This is a genomic window from Mycobacterium shunyiense, assembly GCF_058270075.1.
This window is the reverse complement of the sequence record NZ_JBZDPU010000040.1, coordinates 536166-554017: the sequence shown is the minus strand read 5'-3', so window position 1 is coordinate 554017 and position 17852 is coordinate 536166. Positions and strand designations below refer to the sequence as shown.

At 65.8% G+C, this 17852-nt stretch carries 15 protein-coding genes; 7 read left to right on the top strand and 8 right to left on the bottom strand.

What is annotated here, in order from left to right; translation table 11 throughout:
* Positions 1–44: 44 nt before the first annotated feature.
* The gene (locus AC4ELH_RS33215) at positions 45–1925 is read left to right on the top strand and encodes an LpqN/LpqT family lipoprotein (protein ID WP_498889078.1); all 1881 of its coding nucleotides are present in this window, start codon (positions 45–47) and stop codon (positions 1923–1925) included.
* 36 nt (positions 1926–1961) lie between these two features.
* Positions 1962–2975: an alpha/beta hydrolase gene (locus AC4ELH_RS33210; RefSeq protein WP_498889076.1), complete on the top strand. Its 1014-nt coding sequence runs from the start codon at positions 1962–1964 to the stop codon at positions 2973–2975.
* 215 nt (positions 2976–3190) lie between these two features.
* Here the strand turns inward: AC4ELH_RS33210 and AC4ELH_RS33205 are convergent, their stop codons facing one another.
* From AC4ELH_RS33205 to sfnG, 6 genes are all read right to left on the bottom strand, one after another.
* Entirely contained in the window at positions 3191–4042 is an 852-nt protein-coding gene (locus tag AC4ELH_RS33205; RefSeq protein WP_498889528.1) for a hypothetical protein, read from the bottom strand.
* Positions 4043–4350: 308 nt separating this feature from the next.
* Positions 4351–5919 (bottom strand): bifunctional phosphoribosylaminoimidazolecarboxamide formyltransferase/IMP cyclohydrolase, encoded by a 1569-nt coding sequence (gene purH / locus AC4ELH_RS33200; protein WP_064882573.1) that lies wholly within the window; start codon positions 5917–5919, stop codon positions 4351–4353.
* Between the two features lie 10 nt (positions 5920–5929).
* Positions 5930–6562 (bottom strand): phosphoribosylglycinamide formyltransferase, encoded by a 633-nt coding sequence (gene purN / locus AC4ELH_RS33195; protein WP_498889074.1) that lies wholly within the window; start codon positions 6560–6562, stop codon positions 5930–5932.
* 10 nt (positions 6563–6572) lie between these two features.
* A complete protein-coding gene (locus tag AC4ELH_RS33190) occupies positions 6573–8072 on the bottom strand; it encodes a cell division protein PerM (protein WP_498889072.1) in 1500 nt (499 codons plus the stop codon).
* A 60-nt stretch (positions 8073–8132) separates the two neighbouring features.
* On the bottom strand, positions 8133–8981 hold the full coding sequence (locus AC4ELH_RS33185) for a DUF5336 domain-containing protein (protein WP_448441929.1): 849 nt from the start codon (positions 8979–8981) through the stop codon (positions 8133–8135).
* A gap of 134 nt (positions 8982–9115) precedes the next feature.
* Positions 9116–10246: a dimethylsulfone monooxygenase SfnG gene (gene sfnG / locus AC4ELH_RS33180; protein ID WP_064959077.1), complete on the bottom strand. Its 1131-nt coding sequence runs from the start codon at positions 10244–10246 to the stop codon at positions 9116–9118.
* Positions 10247–10376: 130 nt separating this feature from the next.
* Here sfnG and AC4ELH_RS33175 point away from each other — a divergent pair, with 130 nt between their 5' ends.
* Positions 10377–11225: an LLM class F420-dependent oxidoreductase gene (locus AC4ELH_RS33175; protein ID WP_064959076.1), complete on the top strand. Its 849-nt coding sequence runs from the start codon at positions 10377–10379 to the stop codon at positions 11223–11225.
* Positions 11226–11324: 99 nt separating this feature from the next.
* Here AC4ELH_RS33175 and AC4ELH_RS33170 read toward each other — a convergent pair whose 3' ends face one another.
* Positions 11325–12851, bottom strand: a complete 1527-nt coding sequence (locus AC4ELH_RS33170) for an acetyl-CoA acetyltransferase (protein WP_448441928.1) — start codon at positions 12849–12851, stop codon at positions 11325–11327.
* Positions 12852–12954: 103 nt separating this feature from the next.
* On the opposite strand from AC4ELH_RS33170, the gene AC4ELH_RS33165 reads away from it, so the two are divergent.
* Positions 12955–13461 carry a hypothetical protein gene (locus tag AC4ELH_RS33165; protein WP_448457035.1) on the top strand — a complete coding sequence of 169 codons (507 nt, stop codon included), beginning with the start codon at positions 12955–12957 and terminating at the stop codon, positions 13459–13461.
* Positions 13462–13472: 11 nt separating this feature from the next.
* Here the strand turns inward: AC4ELH_RS33165 and AC4ELH_RS33160 are convergent, their stop codons facing one another.
* Positions 13473–14426: an oxygenase MpaB family protein gene (locus AC4ELH_RS33160; RefSeq protein WP_448441924.1), complete on the bottom strand. Its 954-nt coding sequence runs from the start codon at positions 14424–14426 to the stop codon at positions 13473–13475.
* 141 nt (positions 14427–14567) lie between these two features.
* Here AC4ELH_RS33160 and AC4ELH_RS33155 point away from each other — a divergent pair, with 141 nt between their 5' ends.
* The 3 genes from AC4ELH_RS33155 to AC4ELH_RS33145 all read left to right on the top strand — a co-directional run bounded on the left by AC4ELH_RS33155 (position 14568) and on the right by AC4ELH_RS33145 (position 17833).
* Positions 14568–15134 carry a TetR/AcrR family transcriptional regulator gene (locus AC4ELH_RS33155; RefSeq protein ID WP_448442377.1) on the top strand — a complete coding sequence of 189 codons (567 nt, stop codon included), beginning with the start codon at positions 14568–14570 and terminating at the stop codon, positions 15132–15134.
* A 173-nt stretch (positions 15135–15307) separates the two neighbouring features.
* Positions 15308–15922: a TetR/AcrR family transcriptional regulator gene (locus tag AC4ELH_RS33150; RefSeq protein ID WP_448441922.1), complete on the top strand. Its 615-nt coding sequence runs from the start codon at positions 15308–15310 to the stop codon at positions 15920–15922.
* 42 nt (positions 15923–15964) lie between these two features.
* Entirely contained in the window at positions 15965–17833 is a 1869-nt protein-coding gene (locus AC4ELH_RS33145) for a S9 family peptidase (RefSeq protein ID WP_498889066.1), read from the top strand.
* Positions 17834–17852 lie beyond the last annotated feature (19 nt).

Below are 17852 nucleotides of genomic sequence, written 5' to 3'. Positions count from 1 at the left end.
GGCATAGTCGTTGCGTGAGCGTTGCTACCGGTAGTCTGCGCTCCATGCCGTTGGCTAGCGGTCAGGAATTCGCAGGGTTCACCATCGTGCGGTTGGTGGGCACTGGTGGCATGGGCGAGGTCTATTTGGCGTCCCACCCGCGGTTACCCCGCGAGGACGCTCTCAAAGTGCTGCCCATCAGTGTCAGCTCCGACAACGAATTCCGGCAGCGGTTCATCCGCGAGGCGGACATGGCGGCCACGCTGTGGCATCCGCACATCGTGGGCGTGCACGACCGCGGCGAATTCGAGGGCCGGTTGTGGATCTCGATGGATTTCGTCGACGGGCACGACGCGGCCAAGCTTCTGCACGACCAGTACCCCAAGGGCATGCCGGCCGAAGATGTCATCGAGGTCGTCACCGCCGTCGGCGACGCACTGGACTACGCGCACCAGCGCAAGCTGCTGCACCGCGACGTGAAACCCGCCAACATCCTGCTGACCAGCAAACAGGGTTCCAAGCGCCGCATCATGCTGACCGACTTCGGCATCGCACGGCGCGCCGACGAGGTCAACGGGCTCACCTCGACCAACATCACCGTGGGCTCGATGTCCTACACCGCGCCCGAACAGTTGATGGGACAGCCCCTCGACGGCCGGGCCGACCAGTACTCGCTCGCCGCTACGGCGTACCGCCTGTTCACCGGTACTCCGCCGTTCGCGCACAGCAACCCTGCCGTGGTGATCAGCCACCACCTGAACTCCCCGCCACCGAAGCTGGCTGACACGAAACCCGAACTGGCCGTGTTCGATTCGGTGATGGCCAAGGCGCTGTCCAAGGACGCCAAGGACCGTTACGACACCTGCCACGACTTCGCCGTCGCGCTGGCCGAGGCGGCCACCGGAACCACCCCCGAGGTGCGTACGCCGACTCCGGCCCACGAGCCGGCGCCGCCCACCACGCCCCTGATCATCCCGAAGCCGGTGAACCCGCCGCCGGCGCCCGTCTCGCCGACGCCACTCTCGCCGTCGAACCCGCGGCAGGCACCGCCGTCAGAACCGCCGGTGTTCACCTCGTCGTGGGCAGGCAACGAAAACTCCTCGCGCCAACCCGTCGCGAGCAATACGCCGGTCGGCATGCAGGGCCTCAGCGGGCCGTCGGGACCGCCCGGGCCGGTGGGGCCGCCGCAGACCAACTTCGGGCCGCCGCCGTTGCCGCACACCCCGATCCCGAAGAAGTCGACCAACCGGCGCAATGTCGTCCTGGCTGCGGCCGCGATCGCCGGGGTGGTCCTGCTCATCGGTGGCATCGTCTTCGCCGTCACCTCCGGAGGCGAAGAAGACATCCCAGGCGGCGACACCACGTCCGCGACCGCCACCGATGCCTCCGGCGAGAAGACCACAACCGCCCCCAAGGCACCCGCACACGCCTTCACCATTGCCGACTACATCAAGCAGAGTGGCCTCGTCGAAACGCCGGTCCACCGCGGCGATCCGGGCGCACCGGTGTTCAACTGGCCGACTCCGCCCGGCTGGATCGACGCAGGCACCCGCACACCGGCCTGGGCGTACTCGGCGATGGTCAACGACCCGACAAACCCGCCGGATCCGCCGTCGGTCATCTCGCTGATCTCCAAGCTGACCGGTGACGTCGATCCCGACAAGCTGCTCGAGTTCGCCCCCAACGAACTGCAGAACCTGGCGGAGTACAAGGCGAATGGTGACGTGACGCGCGGGGAGATCAGCGGATTCCCCTCGGTCCACCTGGCCGGCTCGTACGCGAAGGCCGAACAGCGGCGAGCGATCACCCAGACCACCATCGTGATCCAGGCGCCCGGCGCGGTGTACGTGCTGCAGATCAACGCCGACGCGCTGGAACGCGACAGGAGCGCGTTGACCGACGTCAACAAGGCGATCGAAGCCCAGGCCACCGTCACCCTGCCCTGATCCGAGCGATTTCAGGTACCCGGTACCCTAGGTACCGTGAATTCGCTCGATTGGCGTAGCCGGCCGGCCACCGTGCACTTCGGCCCCGCATCCTTGCAGTCCAGAGCACTCGGCTGGACCACCGCGATCTTCGTCCGCCCATTGCTGGGTCTGCTGACCCTGATCGGAATGGGCATCAACCGCGTCGCCCCTGCGGTGCTGCAGCGTGCACACCTCGACGTCATCGACCGGCCGCTGCGGTTCATCAAGCCGCTGCCCGGCACCGAGGTGACACCGGTGGCGCTGCCCAACTGCCCGGCCGAATGGGTGATCGCCCCCGAGGCCCGCGACTCCGACCGGGTGATCGTCTACCTGCACGGCTCGGCGCTGGTGACCCTCGGCCTCAACTCGCACCGCCGCTTCGTGTCGAAGCTTTCCGCGGCCACCGGGGCGCGCGTGCTCAACGTCGGCTACCGCCTGGCCCCGCAGGCCGACATCGAGGACGCCGTGGCCGACGGGCTCGACGGCTACCGCCTGGCGCTGTCGCTCGGGTTCGCACCCAATCGAATTGTCCTGGCCGGGGACTCGGCCGGCGGACTGATGGCCGCCGACACCGCCCTGGCGGCCCGCGACGCCGGGCTGCCGGTTCCCGCCGGGCAGGTCCTGCTCTCACCGCTGACCTCGTCCGACATGGACCTGAAATACCGTGCGCTGCAAGAGCATCGCGACGTGATGTTCCCGTTCATGACCGTGAAGTTCATCTACGACGTGTTCGCCACGGTCAACGGCACCCGGCCCACGCCGGTGATGCCGCCTGAGGCGGACCTGCACGGGCTCGGCCCGTTCCTGCTCCAGGTGGGCACTCACGAGATGCTGCTCAACGACGCCTTCGCCCTGGCCGACAAGCTGCAGGCCGCCGGTGTTCCGGCGTGGGTCCAGGTGTGGGACAGGGCTATGCACATGTTCCAGCTGAGCTTCGACATCAACCCCGACGCGCGGCACGCCGTCGATGAGATCACGTCGTTCATCGCGTACGCGACCGCTGAGGTCGAGGACGAGGCGAGCGCGTAAGGGCTGCCGTTTGGCGGCTCGAATGCGACGCCGCGCCTCGCCATGGCGCGCCTGCACCTCGCCTGCGCAGTGCGCCCCGCCATCGCGCCGTTTTCTACGTGTGGGCTGTTGATCTCACGGTCCAGCAACCCTGGTGTAGAAAACCGTGAACTGCCCGGCCAGACGTCCGCGCCGTTTTCTACGCCTGGGCTGCAGACCTTGTGGTCTAGCGACCCTCACGTAGAAAACGGCGAAGCGTCGCGCCGCGCAAAGGCCTCTCGCACGCGGTACAGGATGAATGCTTTGCTGTGTTCGGCCACGACGTGGATGTTGATCCACCCTTCACGTTCGATGAGCGCGTTGCGCCCAATGTCGTGCACATAGCGGGGCCGGTCCGTGGCGTGGTGCTTGCCCAAGTAGTCGAGGCCGACTTTGACGTCGTCATAACCCATGTCGATGAACGCCTCGGCGAAACCATCGGTCACCCGGATCTGAGTGCGGGGTCGTCGAAACCCCGCATCGATCAGGAGCAGCCGCAGCCAAGTCTCCTTCGGAGATTGACCACCGGGGTCCATCAGGTCGAGGGCCGTTCGGGCACTTCGTATTCCACGCAGACTGCGATATCGGGCTGCCAGTTCGAGCACCGGCGCCGCTTCGACGCCCGTGGCGATGGCCAGCGCGTCGAGGTGGGCGACCGCGTCCTCGCGAGGAAGAAAACGCGCGAGATCAAGCGCCGTGCGGAGCGGTGTGGTGACGCTGAACTCGCCAATCCGGCAGATCTCATCGGGCCTGATACGTTCCTCGCGCACGATGACGCCGCGCCTGCGACGCCCATGCTCGGCGATCAGTTCTACAGGAGCGTCGTCGTCGACCCATTGCGCCCCATGAAGCGCTGCCGCCGCGCGGCCGGCGATGATCCCGCGACGGCCAGTCCACAACCACGCGGCCATGGTGTTGTCTGCCAGCGTTGCGACAGCATTCTTCGACAGATACACGCGTGGGTGCGCCGAGGTGTAACGCCATCGCAGCTGCCCTCGCGTGAGGACGCCGGCTGCCAGTGCTTCGGATCCGATGAATGGCGCGTTCATGGGCACCGATGGTCGGCAGCGTGACCGACGGATTGACGGTGCCCACGTACGCCTCAGTCGATTCTGTGGATGAACCGCGCGCTGTGGATAGTGCGGCGCGACGCCGTTCTCTACACCAGGGTCGCGATCGTGAACCCGTCACAGCCCAGAGGTAGAAATTGGCGCACACCCTCGTGGCAGCCATGCACCGTTTTCTACGCCAGGGTCGCTAGACCACGCGATCTACAGCCCTGGTGTAGAAAACGGCGGTGCGGCAGTGCGAAGGGCGGCGGCAAAAAGGCGGTGCGGCAGTCCGAAGAGACCCCAAACTAGTGCGCGAAATGCCTTGCACCGGTGAGGTAGAGCGTGATGCCCGCCGCCTCGGCGGCGGCGGTCACCTCGGCGTCACGCACCGATCCACCCGGGTGCACGACAGCCTTGACGCCAGCGTTGGTCAGCGTCTCCAAGCCGTCGGGGAACGGGAAGAAGGCATCGGAGGCACCGACCGAACCGGGCACGCGGTCGCCCGCACGCTGCACTGCCAGTCCGGCGGCGTCGACGCGATTCACCTGTCCCATACCGACACCCACGGTGGCGCCGTCCTTGGCGATCACGATCGCGTTGGACTTCACCGCGCGGCAGGCCCGCCAGGCGAAGACCAGATCGCTCAGCGTCTGCGGATCGGCCGGCTCACCGGTGGCCAGGGTCCAGTTGGCGGGATCATCGCCTTCGGCGTCGAGTGCATCGCGCTGCTGAAGCAGGACGCCGCCGCTGATCTGGCGCAGCTCGATGCCGCCGACCAGAGGCTCGGAAGCCACCAGGATGCGGATGTTCTTCTTGCGCGCCAGGATTTCCACTGCGCCGGCCTCATAGGCCGGGGCGATGATGACCTCGGTGAAGATGTCGGCGACGGTCTCGGCCATCTCGACACTGACCTCGGTGTTGGAGGCGATGACGCCGCCGAACGCGCTCAGCGGATCGCACTCGTGGGCCTTGCGATGCGCGTCGGCGACGGATTCCGAGGAGATCGCGATGCCACACGGGTTGGCGTGCTTGATGATCGCCACGCAGATCTCTTCGTGGTCGAACGCCGCCCGCCACGCCGCATCGGCGTCGGTGTAGTTGTTGTAGGACATCTCCTTGCCGTGCAGCTGCTCGGCCTGGGCCAGTCCGGGCCACGCGGAGTCGTCGCGGTACACCGCGGCCTGCTGATGCGGGTTCTCGCCGTAGCGCAGGACCGCGCTGCGGTGCCAGGTACCCCCGAACCACTGGGGCAAGGACGCAGGCACCGAATCTTCCGCGGGCGCCAGCGTCGACCCCATCCAGCCGGCAACGGCCACGTCGTACTCGGCGGTGTGCCGGAAGGCCAACGACGCCAGCTTCTTCCGCTCGTCGAGGGTGAAACCGCCCGCGCGGACCGCGGCCAGCACGCCGTCATAGCCCAGCGGATCCACGACCACGGCCACGCTCGGGTGGTTCTTGGCGGCCGCGCGAACCATGGACGGCCCGCCGATGTCGATCTGCTCGACACATTCGTCCACCGACGCCCCGGACTCCACGGTCTCGGTGAACGGGTAGAGGTTCACCACCACGAGCTCGAACGCCTCGACCTCGAGCTCGGCCAGGGCCGCAACGTGTTCGGGCTTGCGGGTGTCGGCCAGCAGGCCGGCGTGCACGCGCGGGTGCAGGGTCTTGACGCGGCCGTCGAGCACCTCGGGGAAGCCGGTGACATCTTCGACTGGGGTCACCGGAACACCGGCGGCGGCAATGGTTTTGGCGGTCGACCCGGTGGAGACGATGGCCACGCCCGCCTCGTGCAGGCCGCGGGCCAGATCGGCCAGCCCGGTCTTGTCGTAGACACTGATCAGCGCTCGCCGGATCGGTTTCTTCTCGCTCACGCTGTCATCCTCAACATCCGATGGTCGCCTTTCGTCCAGTCCAGGTCACGCCGCGGGTTGCCAGCGCGGCCAACACATCCACCAGCAGTCGACGTTCGACCACCTTGATGCGCTCATGCAAAGTCTCTTCGGTGTCATCATCGATCACCTCGATGGCCTGCTGGGCCAGAATCGGCCCGGTATCCATGCCGGAGTCCACGAGATGCACCGTGCAGCCCGTCACCCGCACGCCGTACGCCAACGCCTCGGGCACCGCATGCGCCCCGGGGAACGCGGGCAGCAGTGCGGGGTGGGTATTGACGACGCGGCCGGGGAAACGGGAAAGGAACTGGCCGCCCAAGATTTTCATGAACCCGGCCGAGACCACCAGGTCCGGCTGGTGCTCGGCGGTGGCCTCGGTGAGCGCGGTATCCCAGGCGCCGCGGTCTGGATGATCGCCAAGTCGCACGGTGTACGACGGCACCCCTGCCGCGGCCGCGATGTCCAGCGCGGCACATTTGCGGTCGGTGCCGACTGCGACGACGCGCGCCGGATAGTCGTCGACGGCGGCGGCCAGTAGCGAGGCGAGCAACGACCCGGTCCCCGAAGCCAGCACTACCAGCCGTGCCGGTGCACTCGGAGGCACTTGTAACGGTTGCTGCACGCGCAGCAGCCTAGTCGCCCGCACGGCGCGGCTGATCGCCGGTCGCTGGGTCGTCGGGGATGTCGTCGACGATGAAGTGGTCCTCGGGATCGTCATCGAGGTCTTCATAACGCCGGGGGCTGGGTTCGTGGACGGTTTCCTGCACGTCGTCGTACTCGACATACCGATCGACGTACTCGGGCGCGGGCTCGTCGGCCTGCGTCTCCTCGGCCGACCAGGACACCAGCGGCTCGTCGGGTTCGAGCTCCGGTTCCGGGTCTGGCTCGTCGTAGGCGACGACGTCCTCGTCGACGACGTCGGTTTCAGGCTCTTCCTCAACCTCTGGTTCGGGCTGCGGGGATACCGGCTCGGGCTCCGGCTTGGGCGGGGCCACCGGTCGGGGCTTGCGGGTCAGTCCACCGGACATCGCCACCGTCAGTCCACCGATCCCGACGAACCACAGGAACACCGCAGGCGCGAACGTCGCCTGATCCACCCCAACGGAACCGAAATTGCCCAGCCGACCGCCACCGGCGAAACCGGCCAGCGCCATCGTCACCGCGGCCAGAGCCGAGGCCACCAGTAACTTCCCGGTGGCCGCCCCGATCGGGAGCGGCCGTCGTGCACACTGCTGACCCACCGCCACGGCCGACGCCGCTCCCACGATCAGGAGCGCCACCCAGATCGGGCCCAGCGGCGGCGTGGGCACCGCGGCCAGCACCGGCACCGCGGGAATGTCGCCGCCGAACACGGTGAACGAGCTGAAGGCGGCCAACCCGACATGGGCGCTGGATCCGACCGCGATGGCCGAGGCTCCCACGATCACGTTGGGGATATAGAGGATCGACAACAGCGTGAGGCTGAGCTGGCCGAAAAGGCTGTCGGTGATCGCGAACAGATCGTGCATCGTGCCCCAATGCACCACCAGGGACACCGCAGTCACCGCACCGGAAAGCCCGAACAGGGCGAGGACGCCGGCGACGGCGGCCCGGATCGCGTCGGGCAGCCAATCCGGCAGCGGCAGGACGGCCAACGTACGTCGGCCCACTTTGGACCCGACGCCGATCAGCGCACCGATCACGTGCACCAGCAGCACGCTGCAGAAAGCCCGCAGGGCATTGGGGGTCTGTAGTTCGCCGATGACCGAGGCGGCGTCATGAATGACGGCCAGCAGGAGGGCCGCGATCAGAATGGGCCCGCCCAATGCCGAGGCGACGACCCAGCGGGTGACGAACCAGGAGGAATTCGGGGCGGTGGCCGCGGCGGTCGTGCGCGCGGTGCCCCAGACCATCGCCATCACCGGCAGCAGCGGCATCACACCCAGCTCGCGGCCGCCGATGGAGACTGGCACCTGGTGCACGCCCAGCCACATGCTGGCGATCGCACCGAGCGCGCCCGTCATATCGCTGTTGGCGATCAGTAGTTGCAACAACACAACCGCGGCGATGACCACCAGCGCGACGACGGACGGCCCGAACGCGACCCGGAGCAACTCACGCGCCTGGCGGGTGCCGACTGGCCGGTTACTCACTTGGTGGGCTGCTCCTCGCAATGATCGGCGCGTGCGCGGGAAGCGCACGCGCCGATCAGCTTACGACGGCGCAGGGCCAGATTGCTGTGAAGGCGGCTGCTGTGCCGGAGCGCCGGAGGGCGCCGAGGAGCCCGACTGCTGTGGCTGGCCGTAGGTGGGGTAGCCGGTCGGAGGCGTCGGCGGACCGCTCGGCTGCTGACCCTGCTGGCCCTGCGGGGACTGCACGGGGTAGCCACCGGTGTTCGGGCCGCCGGAGTAGCCGCCGTACTGCGAGGGATATCCGGGCTGCTGCGGCTGAGCCTGCTGGTAGGGCTGGCCACCGTGCTGCGGCTGGTGCTGCTGACCGTAGTACTGCGACGGGCCACCGTACTGGCCGTACTGCGGCTGCTGGTCGAACTGCGGCTTGGGCGCCGGGGGCGTGATGATGCCCGCTTCGAACAGGAGCGCGGCGATGGCGGCACCGGCCTGGACCAGAGTGAGGACCAGGAGAACCCAGATGGTCCAGTCGGCCGATCCACCGCTGGACACCACGGCGCCGATCACGAACAAGAACGGAATCGTCGCGATGGCTGCGACCACTCCCGTGTACTTGTTCTGCTTGGGCAGCAGGCTGACACCGGCCAAAAGACCTGCCAACAGTGGCAGCGCGACGAGCACGACCATTCCCTGCGAGGTCGAGGCATCGAGGGCGAAGCTCACAAAGTAGATGAGCAGGCCGGCGATGGCCACGACTGCCAGCAGGATCTCGGGCAGCTTGTTCTCGCCGGGTTGCGCGGCGGCCGGGGCCGCTGCCGGGGCTGCCGGAGCCGGTGCGGGGACCGCCTTGGCGAACTGCTGGGTGGCGTCGAACTGCGAACCCGACTGCGGGTTCGGCGGCGGGTATCCGGGATTACTGGGCGGGTAGGTCATGACCTCTCCTGTGCTATCAAGCTTCGCGACGTGTGTTCACGCAGGCATGAATACCGACCACGTGAGCGATTCGATCTTCCACGCTAGCGCACCCGCCTGGGTGCCGGGCGCGCGTGCGTGGTGTCAGCGCGGTCTCAAGCTGATACCAGGACGGGTGCGTCAGCGGAATCTGTTTCGGCTGCCTCGATTTCGCGAACCAGCGGCAGCACGTTGGCACCGAAGTACTCGATTTCCTCTTGGAAATGCAGGAACCCGCCGAGGATCAGGTCCACGCCACGTTTGCGGTAGGCGGCGATGCGTTCGGCGATCTGCTCAGGTGTGCCGATCAGCTGGGTGCGGAAGCCGTCGTTGTACTGCACCAGATCTTCGAAACTGGAATCGGCCCACATACCCTTCTTGTCACCCGTGGAGTTGCCGGCCTGTTGCACCGCACTGCGGAAGCCTTCGACCGCGGGCTTGTTGGCCTTGGCCACGATTTCGCGGAGGACTTCCTTCGCCTCTTTCTCTGTGTCGCGGGCGATGATGAACCCGTTGAGACCGAACTTCACCTCTCTATCTGCGTTGCGCGCGTGATCGCGTACCTCGACGAGCTGTTCGGTGAGGCCGTCGAAGTCTTTGCCGTTGGAGAAGTACCAGTCGGCGTGATAGCCGCCGTTACGACGGGCCGCGGTCGAGTTGCCGCCCTGGAACAGCTCGGGGTTGGGACGCTCGGGGGTGTTGAGCGGCTTGGGCTTGAGCGTGAAATCGTGGATCCGGTAGAAGTCGCCGCGGAAATCGACGTCGTCCTCGGTCCAGATCTTGCGGAGAACCTGCAGGAATTCCGCGCTGCGCCGGTAGCGCTCGTCGTGTTCGAGCCAGGGTTCACCCAGGTGGGTGAACTCGTCCTTGAACCAGCCGGAGACGACGTTGACGGCGAAGCGGCCATTGCTGAGGTGGTCCGCGGTGGCACCGAGCTTGGCCAACACCGCCGGCTGCCAGAGACCCGGATGAACTGCGGCGATGACCTTGAGCTTCTGGGTGGCCAGCAACAGGGCGAGACTGAAGCTGGTGGATTCGTGCTGGTACTCCGCGCCGTAGCTGGCCTCGTAGCGAACCTGCGACAGCGCGTACTCGAAGCCGTTGACCTCCGCGGTCTGCGCGAGTTTCTTGTTGTACTCGTAGTTCCAGTCGGTGCGCTGCTCGATATCGCTGGTGACCAGGCCGCCACTGACGTTGGGCACCCAGTAGGCGAACTTGACGTGGTCGGCGATGCGTTCGGTCGTCATGCCGGTGATCCCAGCAAACGCATCGGCGCACGTCGCGGGTATCGCTCGCGGTGAAGTTTTCTCTTCGCCCCACCGCCCCACGAGACGCACCGTCTTGCTACTGAGACTGAAACACGTTCTAATTCTGGTCATGGACTATGGGCTTGTTCTCTTCACCAGTGACCGCGGCATCGCCCCGGCCAAGGCCGCCAAACTCGCCGACGATCACGGCTTCACGACGTTCTACGTCCCCGAGCACACCCACATCCCCATCAAGCGGGAGGCCGCTCACCCGACCACCGGTGACGAGTCTCTGCCCGACGACCGCTACATGCGCACCCTCGATCCATGGGTATCGCTGGGCACCGCGTGCGCGGTGACCTCGCGGGTGCGGTTGTCGACGGCCGTCGCGCTGCCCGTCGAGCACGACCCGATCACGCTGGCCAAATCCATCGCCACCCTGGACCACCTGTCCGGCGGACGCGTGTCACTGGGCGTCGGATTCGGTTGGAACACCGACGAACTCACCGACCACAACGTTCCCCCGGGCCGGCGCCGCACCATGCTGCGCGAATACCTGGAAGCCATGCGCGCACTGTGGACCCAGGAAGAGGCCTCCTACGAAGGCGAATTCGTGAACTTCGGGCCGTCGTGGGCCTGGCCCAAGCCCGTGCAGTCGCACATCCCGGTCCTGGTCGGTGCGGCCGGCAACGAGAAGAACTTCAAGTGGATCGCCAAGTCGGCCGACGGCTGGATCACCACGCCACGCGACTTCAACATCGACGAGCCCGTCAAGCTGCTGCAGGACACCTGGGCCGCCGCCGGGCGAGACGGTGCACCGCAGATCGTGGCGCTGGACTTCAAGCCGGACCCCGAGAAGCTCGCACACTGGCGCGAACTGGGCGTCACCGAAGTGCTGTTCGGGCTGCCGGACAAGTCCGAGGCCGAGGTATCGGCATACGTCGAGCGGCTCGCGGGCAAGTTGGCGACGCTCGTCTAGCTCTGTCCCGTTAGCGCCCTAATCAACGCCATGGTCGTAAAAGTTCGAGGGGAACGACCATGGCGTTGATTTCGCGTTGGTCCGACGCGGGTGCGCGCCTTACGCCAGCGTCGCGGTGTTCCGCTTCTCGCCGGACTGGACCATGATCTTCACCCCGAGCGGCTCGCCCTCGGAGAGCAACTGCACCAGCGCCTCGTCGGTCGCCGTCGCCAGGAAGCGGCTGCCGTCGGAATCCAGACGCCCGATGATGATGCCGGTGCGCGGCGTCCAGTCGTAGCGGACGGTGTACGTCTCGATGGTCGCCGGGCCGTCGGCCATTTCGGTGATGGCGACGCGCTCCTGCGCATCGAACTCGTCTTGCAGGGCGGCGCTGCCGTCGGCCACCCAGTCGGCGGGCTCGGTGGAGTAGATGCCGACCGAATACTTGCTCGCGATACCGCCGTTGCCACCGATAAGCGCGAATTGACCTGGCTTGTCGCGCATTTCGTTGACGGCCTCGGCGATGCCGTGCATCGAGTAGTTGTTGCCCGGGCCGCCGAAGAAGGGCAGGCCACCGGTGAGCGTCAGGCCACGTTCGTCGTCGGGGGCCAGGCCGGTGCCGTCGCAGATGTTGAACACCGGGAACGGGAAGCAGCTGTAGAGATCGAAGGCCGCGACGTCGTCGAGTCCGATACCGGCGATCCGCAAAGCCTCGTTCACGGCGATCACCGCGGCCTCGCTGTAGCCGAGTTCGGCGCGCTCGAGCAGCTTGATTTCCTTCATGTCGGCGTGACCGCGCAGGTACACCCACTTCTCTTCTGGCACACCGAGTTTCTGGGCGGTCGCGACCGACATCAGCAGGACCGCAGCACCCTGGTTGACCTGGTCGCGCGCCACCATCATGCGCGGATACGGATCGCAGATCATCCGGTTGCTCTCGGTGACGGTGGCCAGCTCCTCGGCCGAACGCTCCACCGGCGCAGACGAATAGGGGTTCTTGGCTGCCACCTTGGAGAACGGCGCGAACAGTTCTGCCATCGCCTGCCGGTAGTCCGCCACAGACAGTCCCACCCGTGCCCGGCGGGCATTCTCGAGCAGGCCGTACTGCACCGGGGCGCCGATCAGACCGTGCTTGATCGTGTACTCGTCGAAGATGCCGTCGTAACCGTAGCCGCGGTCCTCGAGCTGGCCCTCGATCGTCTCCGAGTGGTCCGGCTTGTCGTCGCGCTTGGAGAAGTGCCGCAGCGTCGAGGTGTTCTCCGAACCGAACAGCAGCACCGCCTCGGCCTCGCCCGCCGCGATGGCGCCGGCAAACTCGGTGACGAGATGCTGCGGGCTCTGGCCGCCGATCACCTCGAGGATCGCCCGGGCCGGCTCGGCGCCGACGTTGCGCGCGACGGAGCGCGGGTAGTTGTTGGACAGACCCACGGTCGGCGACTGCGGACCGGAGATCTCGAACTGCCGCGTGCCCGCCACGGTGTCGATGGCCTGCGCCACGGCAGCGGCGTCGGCGCCGCAATCGTGCAGCGCTGCCCTGGCCGCCTCGGTGGCCAGCTCGACCGAGGACATCCCGCGATAGCCGTCGAGGTCGATGCGTTCGGTGAACTGCCCGACGCCGACGATGACAGGGGTGCGCGGATCGACCATGACAATCTCCTTGACGGGTGTTAATTCGTGAGGCTAACCGATTGCTGATTCGAGAGGGAAATCGGTGCATATCGACCGTCATCAGGCGCGTTACGGTAATTCCGTGACCAGCCGAAAGCGCCTTCTCGCTGCGCGCACGGCCACGGCGGCCTGCCTCGGCCTTCCTGCGCCCGAGGCCGGCGCTCAACCGCCTGGGTTTCCCGACCTCAGAAAGTTCAAGGCGGTCGATGCCGCACAATTCGGTCGGCCGTTTTCCTATCCGGAGCGCTGGGCGAATGTGTACTTGTTCTTCAGAACGCCCGACGGTCTCAACTGCGCGATCGGTCCCGCTTCGTGGTGCACCGGGAACATGCCCGGACTGCCCGCGGACTTGAACGGCGCCTGCTCGTCGGTCCACGGGGAAAGAACCGGCGACCCGATGTTTGCCTTCAGTGCGGCCGACGGGGCATGCGAACCGACGCGGGACAAGACGCTCAACCCCGGCGAAAAACTGATCGACTCACTCACCGGCACTACCTGTGTGGTCGACAAGGGCAACCTCACCGCCTGCATCATCCCGAATACCAATCACGGGTTCGTCCTGCAGACCTCTGGCAGCTGGACGTTCTGAAGCGGTCGACGTCAGCGCGTGCCGTCGACGCCCGAAAGGTTGTAGGCGAAGGACTTCTGCTGGCGCTGCTTCATCTTCTCAAGGCACTCATGGTGTTTCCGCGCGTGATAGGCCAGCGGAAAGTAGGTGAGCCGATCGGGCAGGATGCGGTAGGCAGCGCGGATGACGGTGTAGATGCGCTGAAGTTGACGCTCTTCGTCGTCGCTCCACGTGACACCGAGCTTGGCCCGCAGCCGGGGCTCGAGCAGCCCGACAACAGACAGGTAGTTGAACCGCAGCGCCGGGCGCAGCGCCCGACGCACCAAGGGATGCAACAGCTTCGGCACCGACGGCGGCAGCTCGACGTTGCCGGTCTGCATCTCCTCGATCAGTTGCAAGGCCTGGGGCGTGCCCTCCAACTTGTCGATCATCGCCTCGTAGTAGTCGGCCATCTCGGCACGCGTCGTCGGATAGCCGCCCATCGGCACGTGTAGCAGTCGCGCGAGTCGGCGGTTGTCCCGCAGCAGCTCGTCCTTTTCATCGTCGGTGAAGTCGCGTCCGATCAGCAGCTTGCCCCCGCCTTCGGCGTTGACGATGTAGCCGGTGGCGATCACCCATTGATATGCCTCGGGATTGAGCGCGCTGATCTGCTTCCCGGTCTCGGCGCTCTTCATCGTGATGGGCTGGTGCAGAGCGCGCACCCGGTTCCCCTCGGCGACCGCCTCGGTGCCGCCATAGGTCCACCGCAGCACCGAGTCGACGCTGCGAATCGCCCGCCCACCCGGATCGCCGTGGAACGCAGCCGAATAGCGGCCGGTGATCTCTGCGATGACGGGATGCATCGCCTGCATCATGAACGCCGCCCCGTCGACGATCAGGAACGTCCACCGGCCGGTGTGCACACCGGTCAGCGAGTCGAGCGGAACCAGTTCGATGTCAACGGATTCGTCGACGACCGGGTTGACGGCGTCCGTAGTGGCGGTCATATGCAGCGCACCTCCTTGAGCGTGAGCCGACGGTAATCTGACCATCAGGTCGCATTCAAGTCGCATTTGAACTCAGAGGCAGAAATGGAAACCCGCACTTCAGCGCAGCGCAAGCTGCCCCAGCAGGAGCGTTCTCGTGAGATGGTCGCAAAAATCATCGCGACGACGGTGAAGATGCTGAAGAAGACCGACCCCGATCAGATCACCACCAACGCCGTCGCGGCGCGGGCCGGCGTCAGCAAGGGATCGATCTACCAGTACTTCGCCAACAAAGAAGAGCTCATCCATGCCGCAATCGAGCAGCTCGCCGCCGAGCAGGCGCCGCTGATCGAGGACATGCTCCGGTCGGTCACCCTCGAGCAGCCACAAGATGCGATGCAGGCGTCGATCGACATCCTGATCGACTTCACGATCGCCAACCGGAAGTTGATCCGCTACGTCGCCGACCGGCCGGACTATGCCCGCACCTTGGAAAACGCCTCCGGCCTGAACGCGACGCTGCTGGCGATGACCACCCTGCACATGGCGCACTACCGGGACCAGTACCGCCACGAGCTGAGCCCACGGGCATTGGCGTGGCTGTTCTTCAACATGGCCGTGGCCACTACGACGCGCTACATCGAGAGCGAGGACCCGATCCAGCTCGACGAGCTTCGCAGCGGTTTGAAGTTCGCCTCGGCGGGCCTGCTGGCGGCCGGGCGACAGTAGCTCGGGCAACGTGTCGTCGATGTCGACGTCCTGGTTGTTTTCCGTGCGCAAGCACAACCCTGCCGTAGAAAACGGCGAAACAAAACCCACCCTGAACTGCACACCTTGACGACGCTGTCACTTAGTGACACATTGGAGCTGTCACTAAGTGACAAGTTCTGGAAGGTGAGTCGATGGGCGAAAAGCAGGAACAGGCCCGCCTCGAGGTGTCACGACATGCCTGCAAGCTGTTCTGGGAGCAAGGCGTCGCCGCCACCAGCGGTGACGACATCGCCGCGGCGGCAGGGCTGTCGACGCGCACGATCTGGCGCTACTTCCGCGCGAAGGAGAGCTGCGTCGAACCAGTACTGGCCAAGTCGGCCGACCGGTTCATCGCCATCTTGAACCGCTGGCCGCACGACCTGTCGTTGGCCGAACATCTTGCCGCCGACGGGATTTCACATCCGCTGGCGCCCCAGGACATAGCCGATGAGATCAGCGCGATGCGGATCGCCACCATGACACCATCGGAACCGGCACTGCGCACTGCCTACCTCATGGTGCATGACCGGATGGAGCAGGGCTTCATCCCGGTGATCGCCGACCGATTGAACCTGCCCGCCGATGATCTCACCGTGCGACTCTGCGCCGCCGCCGTCACCGGGGCGTTCCGCGTTGTCGATGAGGACGTCAGCGTAGCAGTGATCGTCGAGGGGAAAACGGTCACCGAGGAGCAGGCACTCTCGCTGATCGACCGGGCGATCCGCGACGCCACCAACGGGCGCCTCGGCGGCCCTGTCGCGTCCTAACCCATCTCGAAAGAGCTTGTCCACACCCGCGAAAGGAACGTCATGGCGTTGCCCGAACTCATCTCGGTGGAGGAATTCTTCAGCCCGCCCGAGCGCACAGCTGCCAGGATCTCGCCCGACGGAACCAAGATCGCCTATCTGGCGCCGTGGAAGAACCGCCTCAACGTATGGATCCAAGACCTCGACGGTGACACTCCGCCACGCTGTGTCACCGCGGATGAAATCCGCAGCGTCTACATCTACCAATGGACCGACGATCCACGATGGCTGCTCTACATGCAGGACAACGGCGGCGACGAGAATTTCCACGTCTACCGGATCGACCTGGATAACCCCGACACCGCCGCAGTGGATCTCACACCGTTTCCGGGAGCCAGGGCGAGCTTCGACCTCACCAAGGGCCGACCCGGAAAAGCGATCGTGCAGACCAACAACCGCAATCCCGAACTGGTCGATGCGTACGAACTCGACATCGCGACAGGAGAACTCACCCTTCTCGCCGAGAACCCCGGCAATGTCATCATGTGGCTGTGCGCCCCCAACGGTGACCTGTTCACCAACACGTTGACGGCCGACGGCGACGTCGAGATATCGCAATGGGACTCGGCCACAGCATCATTGCGACCCATCAAGGTCTACGACGGCACCGATTACCCGCTGGGTATCTTCCCGGTCGCCATCTCCCCGGACGGCACCGGCATCTGGCTCGGATCAAATGAGGGTACCGACAGGACCCGGCTGGCCCGCATCGACGTGGCCACCGGTTCAGAGACCGAGATGGACAGCCACCCTACGTTCGACCTGGGCAACCAGATGGTGTTACCGTCGCCGTTCATCCTGAGCGAGCGCACGGGCGAACTGATCGGCGCCCGCTACTACGGGGAACGCCAGGTGATTCATGCTCTCGACCCGAATTTCGCTGCGGTACTGGAGAATCTGACCAAACTGTCCGATGGCGACCTCGGGGGCATCTCCTCCGACGACAGCGGCCAGCGATGGGTGGCCAGTTTCACCCATGACCGCCACCCGTGGGCGACCTACTTCTACGACCACTCCACCGGCGAGAGTCGGCTACTGTTCCGGCCGTATCCGAATCTGAATTCAGATTCACTAGCACCGATGACGCCGGTGACCATAACCGCACGCGATGGGCTGGATCTGCACTCGTATCTGACCTTGCCCGTCGGAGTCGAGCCGACCGATCTGCCGTTGGTCCTGCTGGTGCACGGCGGCCCGTGGTCTCGGGATTGCTGGGGCTTCCAGCCAGACGTGCAGATGCTGGCCAACCGCGGATATGCGGTGCTACAGGTCAACTTTCGCGGCTCGACAGGCTACGGCAAGGCGTTCACCAAGGCTGCGATCGGTGAGTTCGCCGGCAAGATGCACGACGATCTCATCGACGCGGTGGACTGGGCTGTCAAGCAGGGTTATGCCGACCGCGACAAGGTGGCGATCTTCGGTGGCTCGTACGGCGGTTACGCTGCGCTGGTCGGCGTGACGTTCACTCCGGACGTCTTCGCCGCGGCGGTCGATTACGTCGGGATCTCCAGCCTGGCCAACTTCATGCGAACGCTGCCGAATGTGGCCCGGCCGTTCCTGGCCAACAACTGGCACCTCTACGTCGGGAATCACAACGATCCTGAGCAGGAGGCCGACATGCTGGCCCGCTCCCCCATCACCAAGGTCGATCAGATTCGCACGCCGCTGCTGGTTGTCCAGGGCGCCAACGACTCTCGTGTAGTGCAGGCCGAGTCCGACAACCTGGTCGAGGCGCTGCGCAAGCGTGGGGTCGAGGTCGAATACATGGTCAAGGAGGACGAAGGCCACGGATTCCTCAACCCCGACAACCAGATCGACATGTACCACGCCGTCGAACGCTTCCTCGCCGAGCACCTGGGCGGGCGCGTCTAGCCGGCACGCCGAGCGCACG

What these genes read in the sequence shown, in the direction of transcription:
- AC4ELH_RS33215 (WP_498889078.1), top strand. Translation starts at nt 45, where the DNA reads ATGCCGTTGGCTAGCGGTCAGGAATTCGCAGGGTTCACCATCGTGCGG.
- AC4ELH_RS33205 (WP_498889528.1), bottom strand. Translation starts at nt 4,042, where the DNA reads ATGAACGCGCCATTCATCGGATCCGAAGCACTGGCAGCCGGCGTCCTC.
- AC4ELH_RS33185 (WP_448441929.1), bottom strand. Translation starts at nt 8,981, where the DNA reads ATGACCTACCCGCCCAGTAATCCCGGATACCCGCCGCCGAACCCGCAG.
- sfnG (WP_064959077.1), bottom strand. Translation starts at nt 10,246, where the DNA reads ATGACGACCGAACGCATCGCCGACCACGTCAAGTTCGCCTACTGGGTG.
- AC4ELH_RS33175 (WP_064959076.1), top strand. Translation starts at nt 10,377, where the DNA reads ATGGACTATGGGCTTGTTCTCTTCACCAGTGACCGCGGCATCGCCCCG.
- AC4ELH_RS33170 (WP_448441928.1), bottom strand. Translation starts at nt 12,851, where the DNA reads ATGGTCGATCCGCGCACCCCTGTCATCGTCGGCGTCGGGCAGTTCACC.
- AC4ELH_RS33160 (WP_448441924.1), bottom strand. Translation starts at nt 14,426, where the DNA reads ATGACCGCCACTACGGACGCCGTCAACCCGGTCGTCGACGAATCCGTT.
- AC4ELH_RS33155 (WP_448442377.1), top strand. Translation starts at nt 14,568, where the DNA reads ATGGTCGCAAAAATCATCGCGACGACGGTGAAGATGCTGAAGAAGACC.
- AC4ELH_RS33150 (WP_448441922.1), top strand. Translation starts at nt 15,308, where the DNA reads ATGGGCGAAAAGCAGGAACAGGCCCGCCTCGAGGTGTCACGACATGCC.
- AC4ELH_RS33145 (WP_498889066.1), top strand. Translation starts at nt 15,965, where the DNA reads ATGGCGTTGCCCGAACTCATCTCGGTGGAGGAATTCTTCAGCCCGCCC.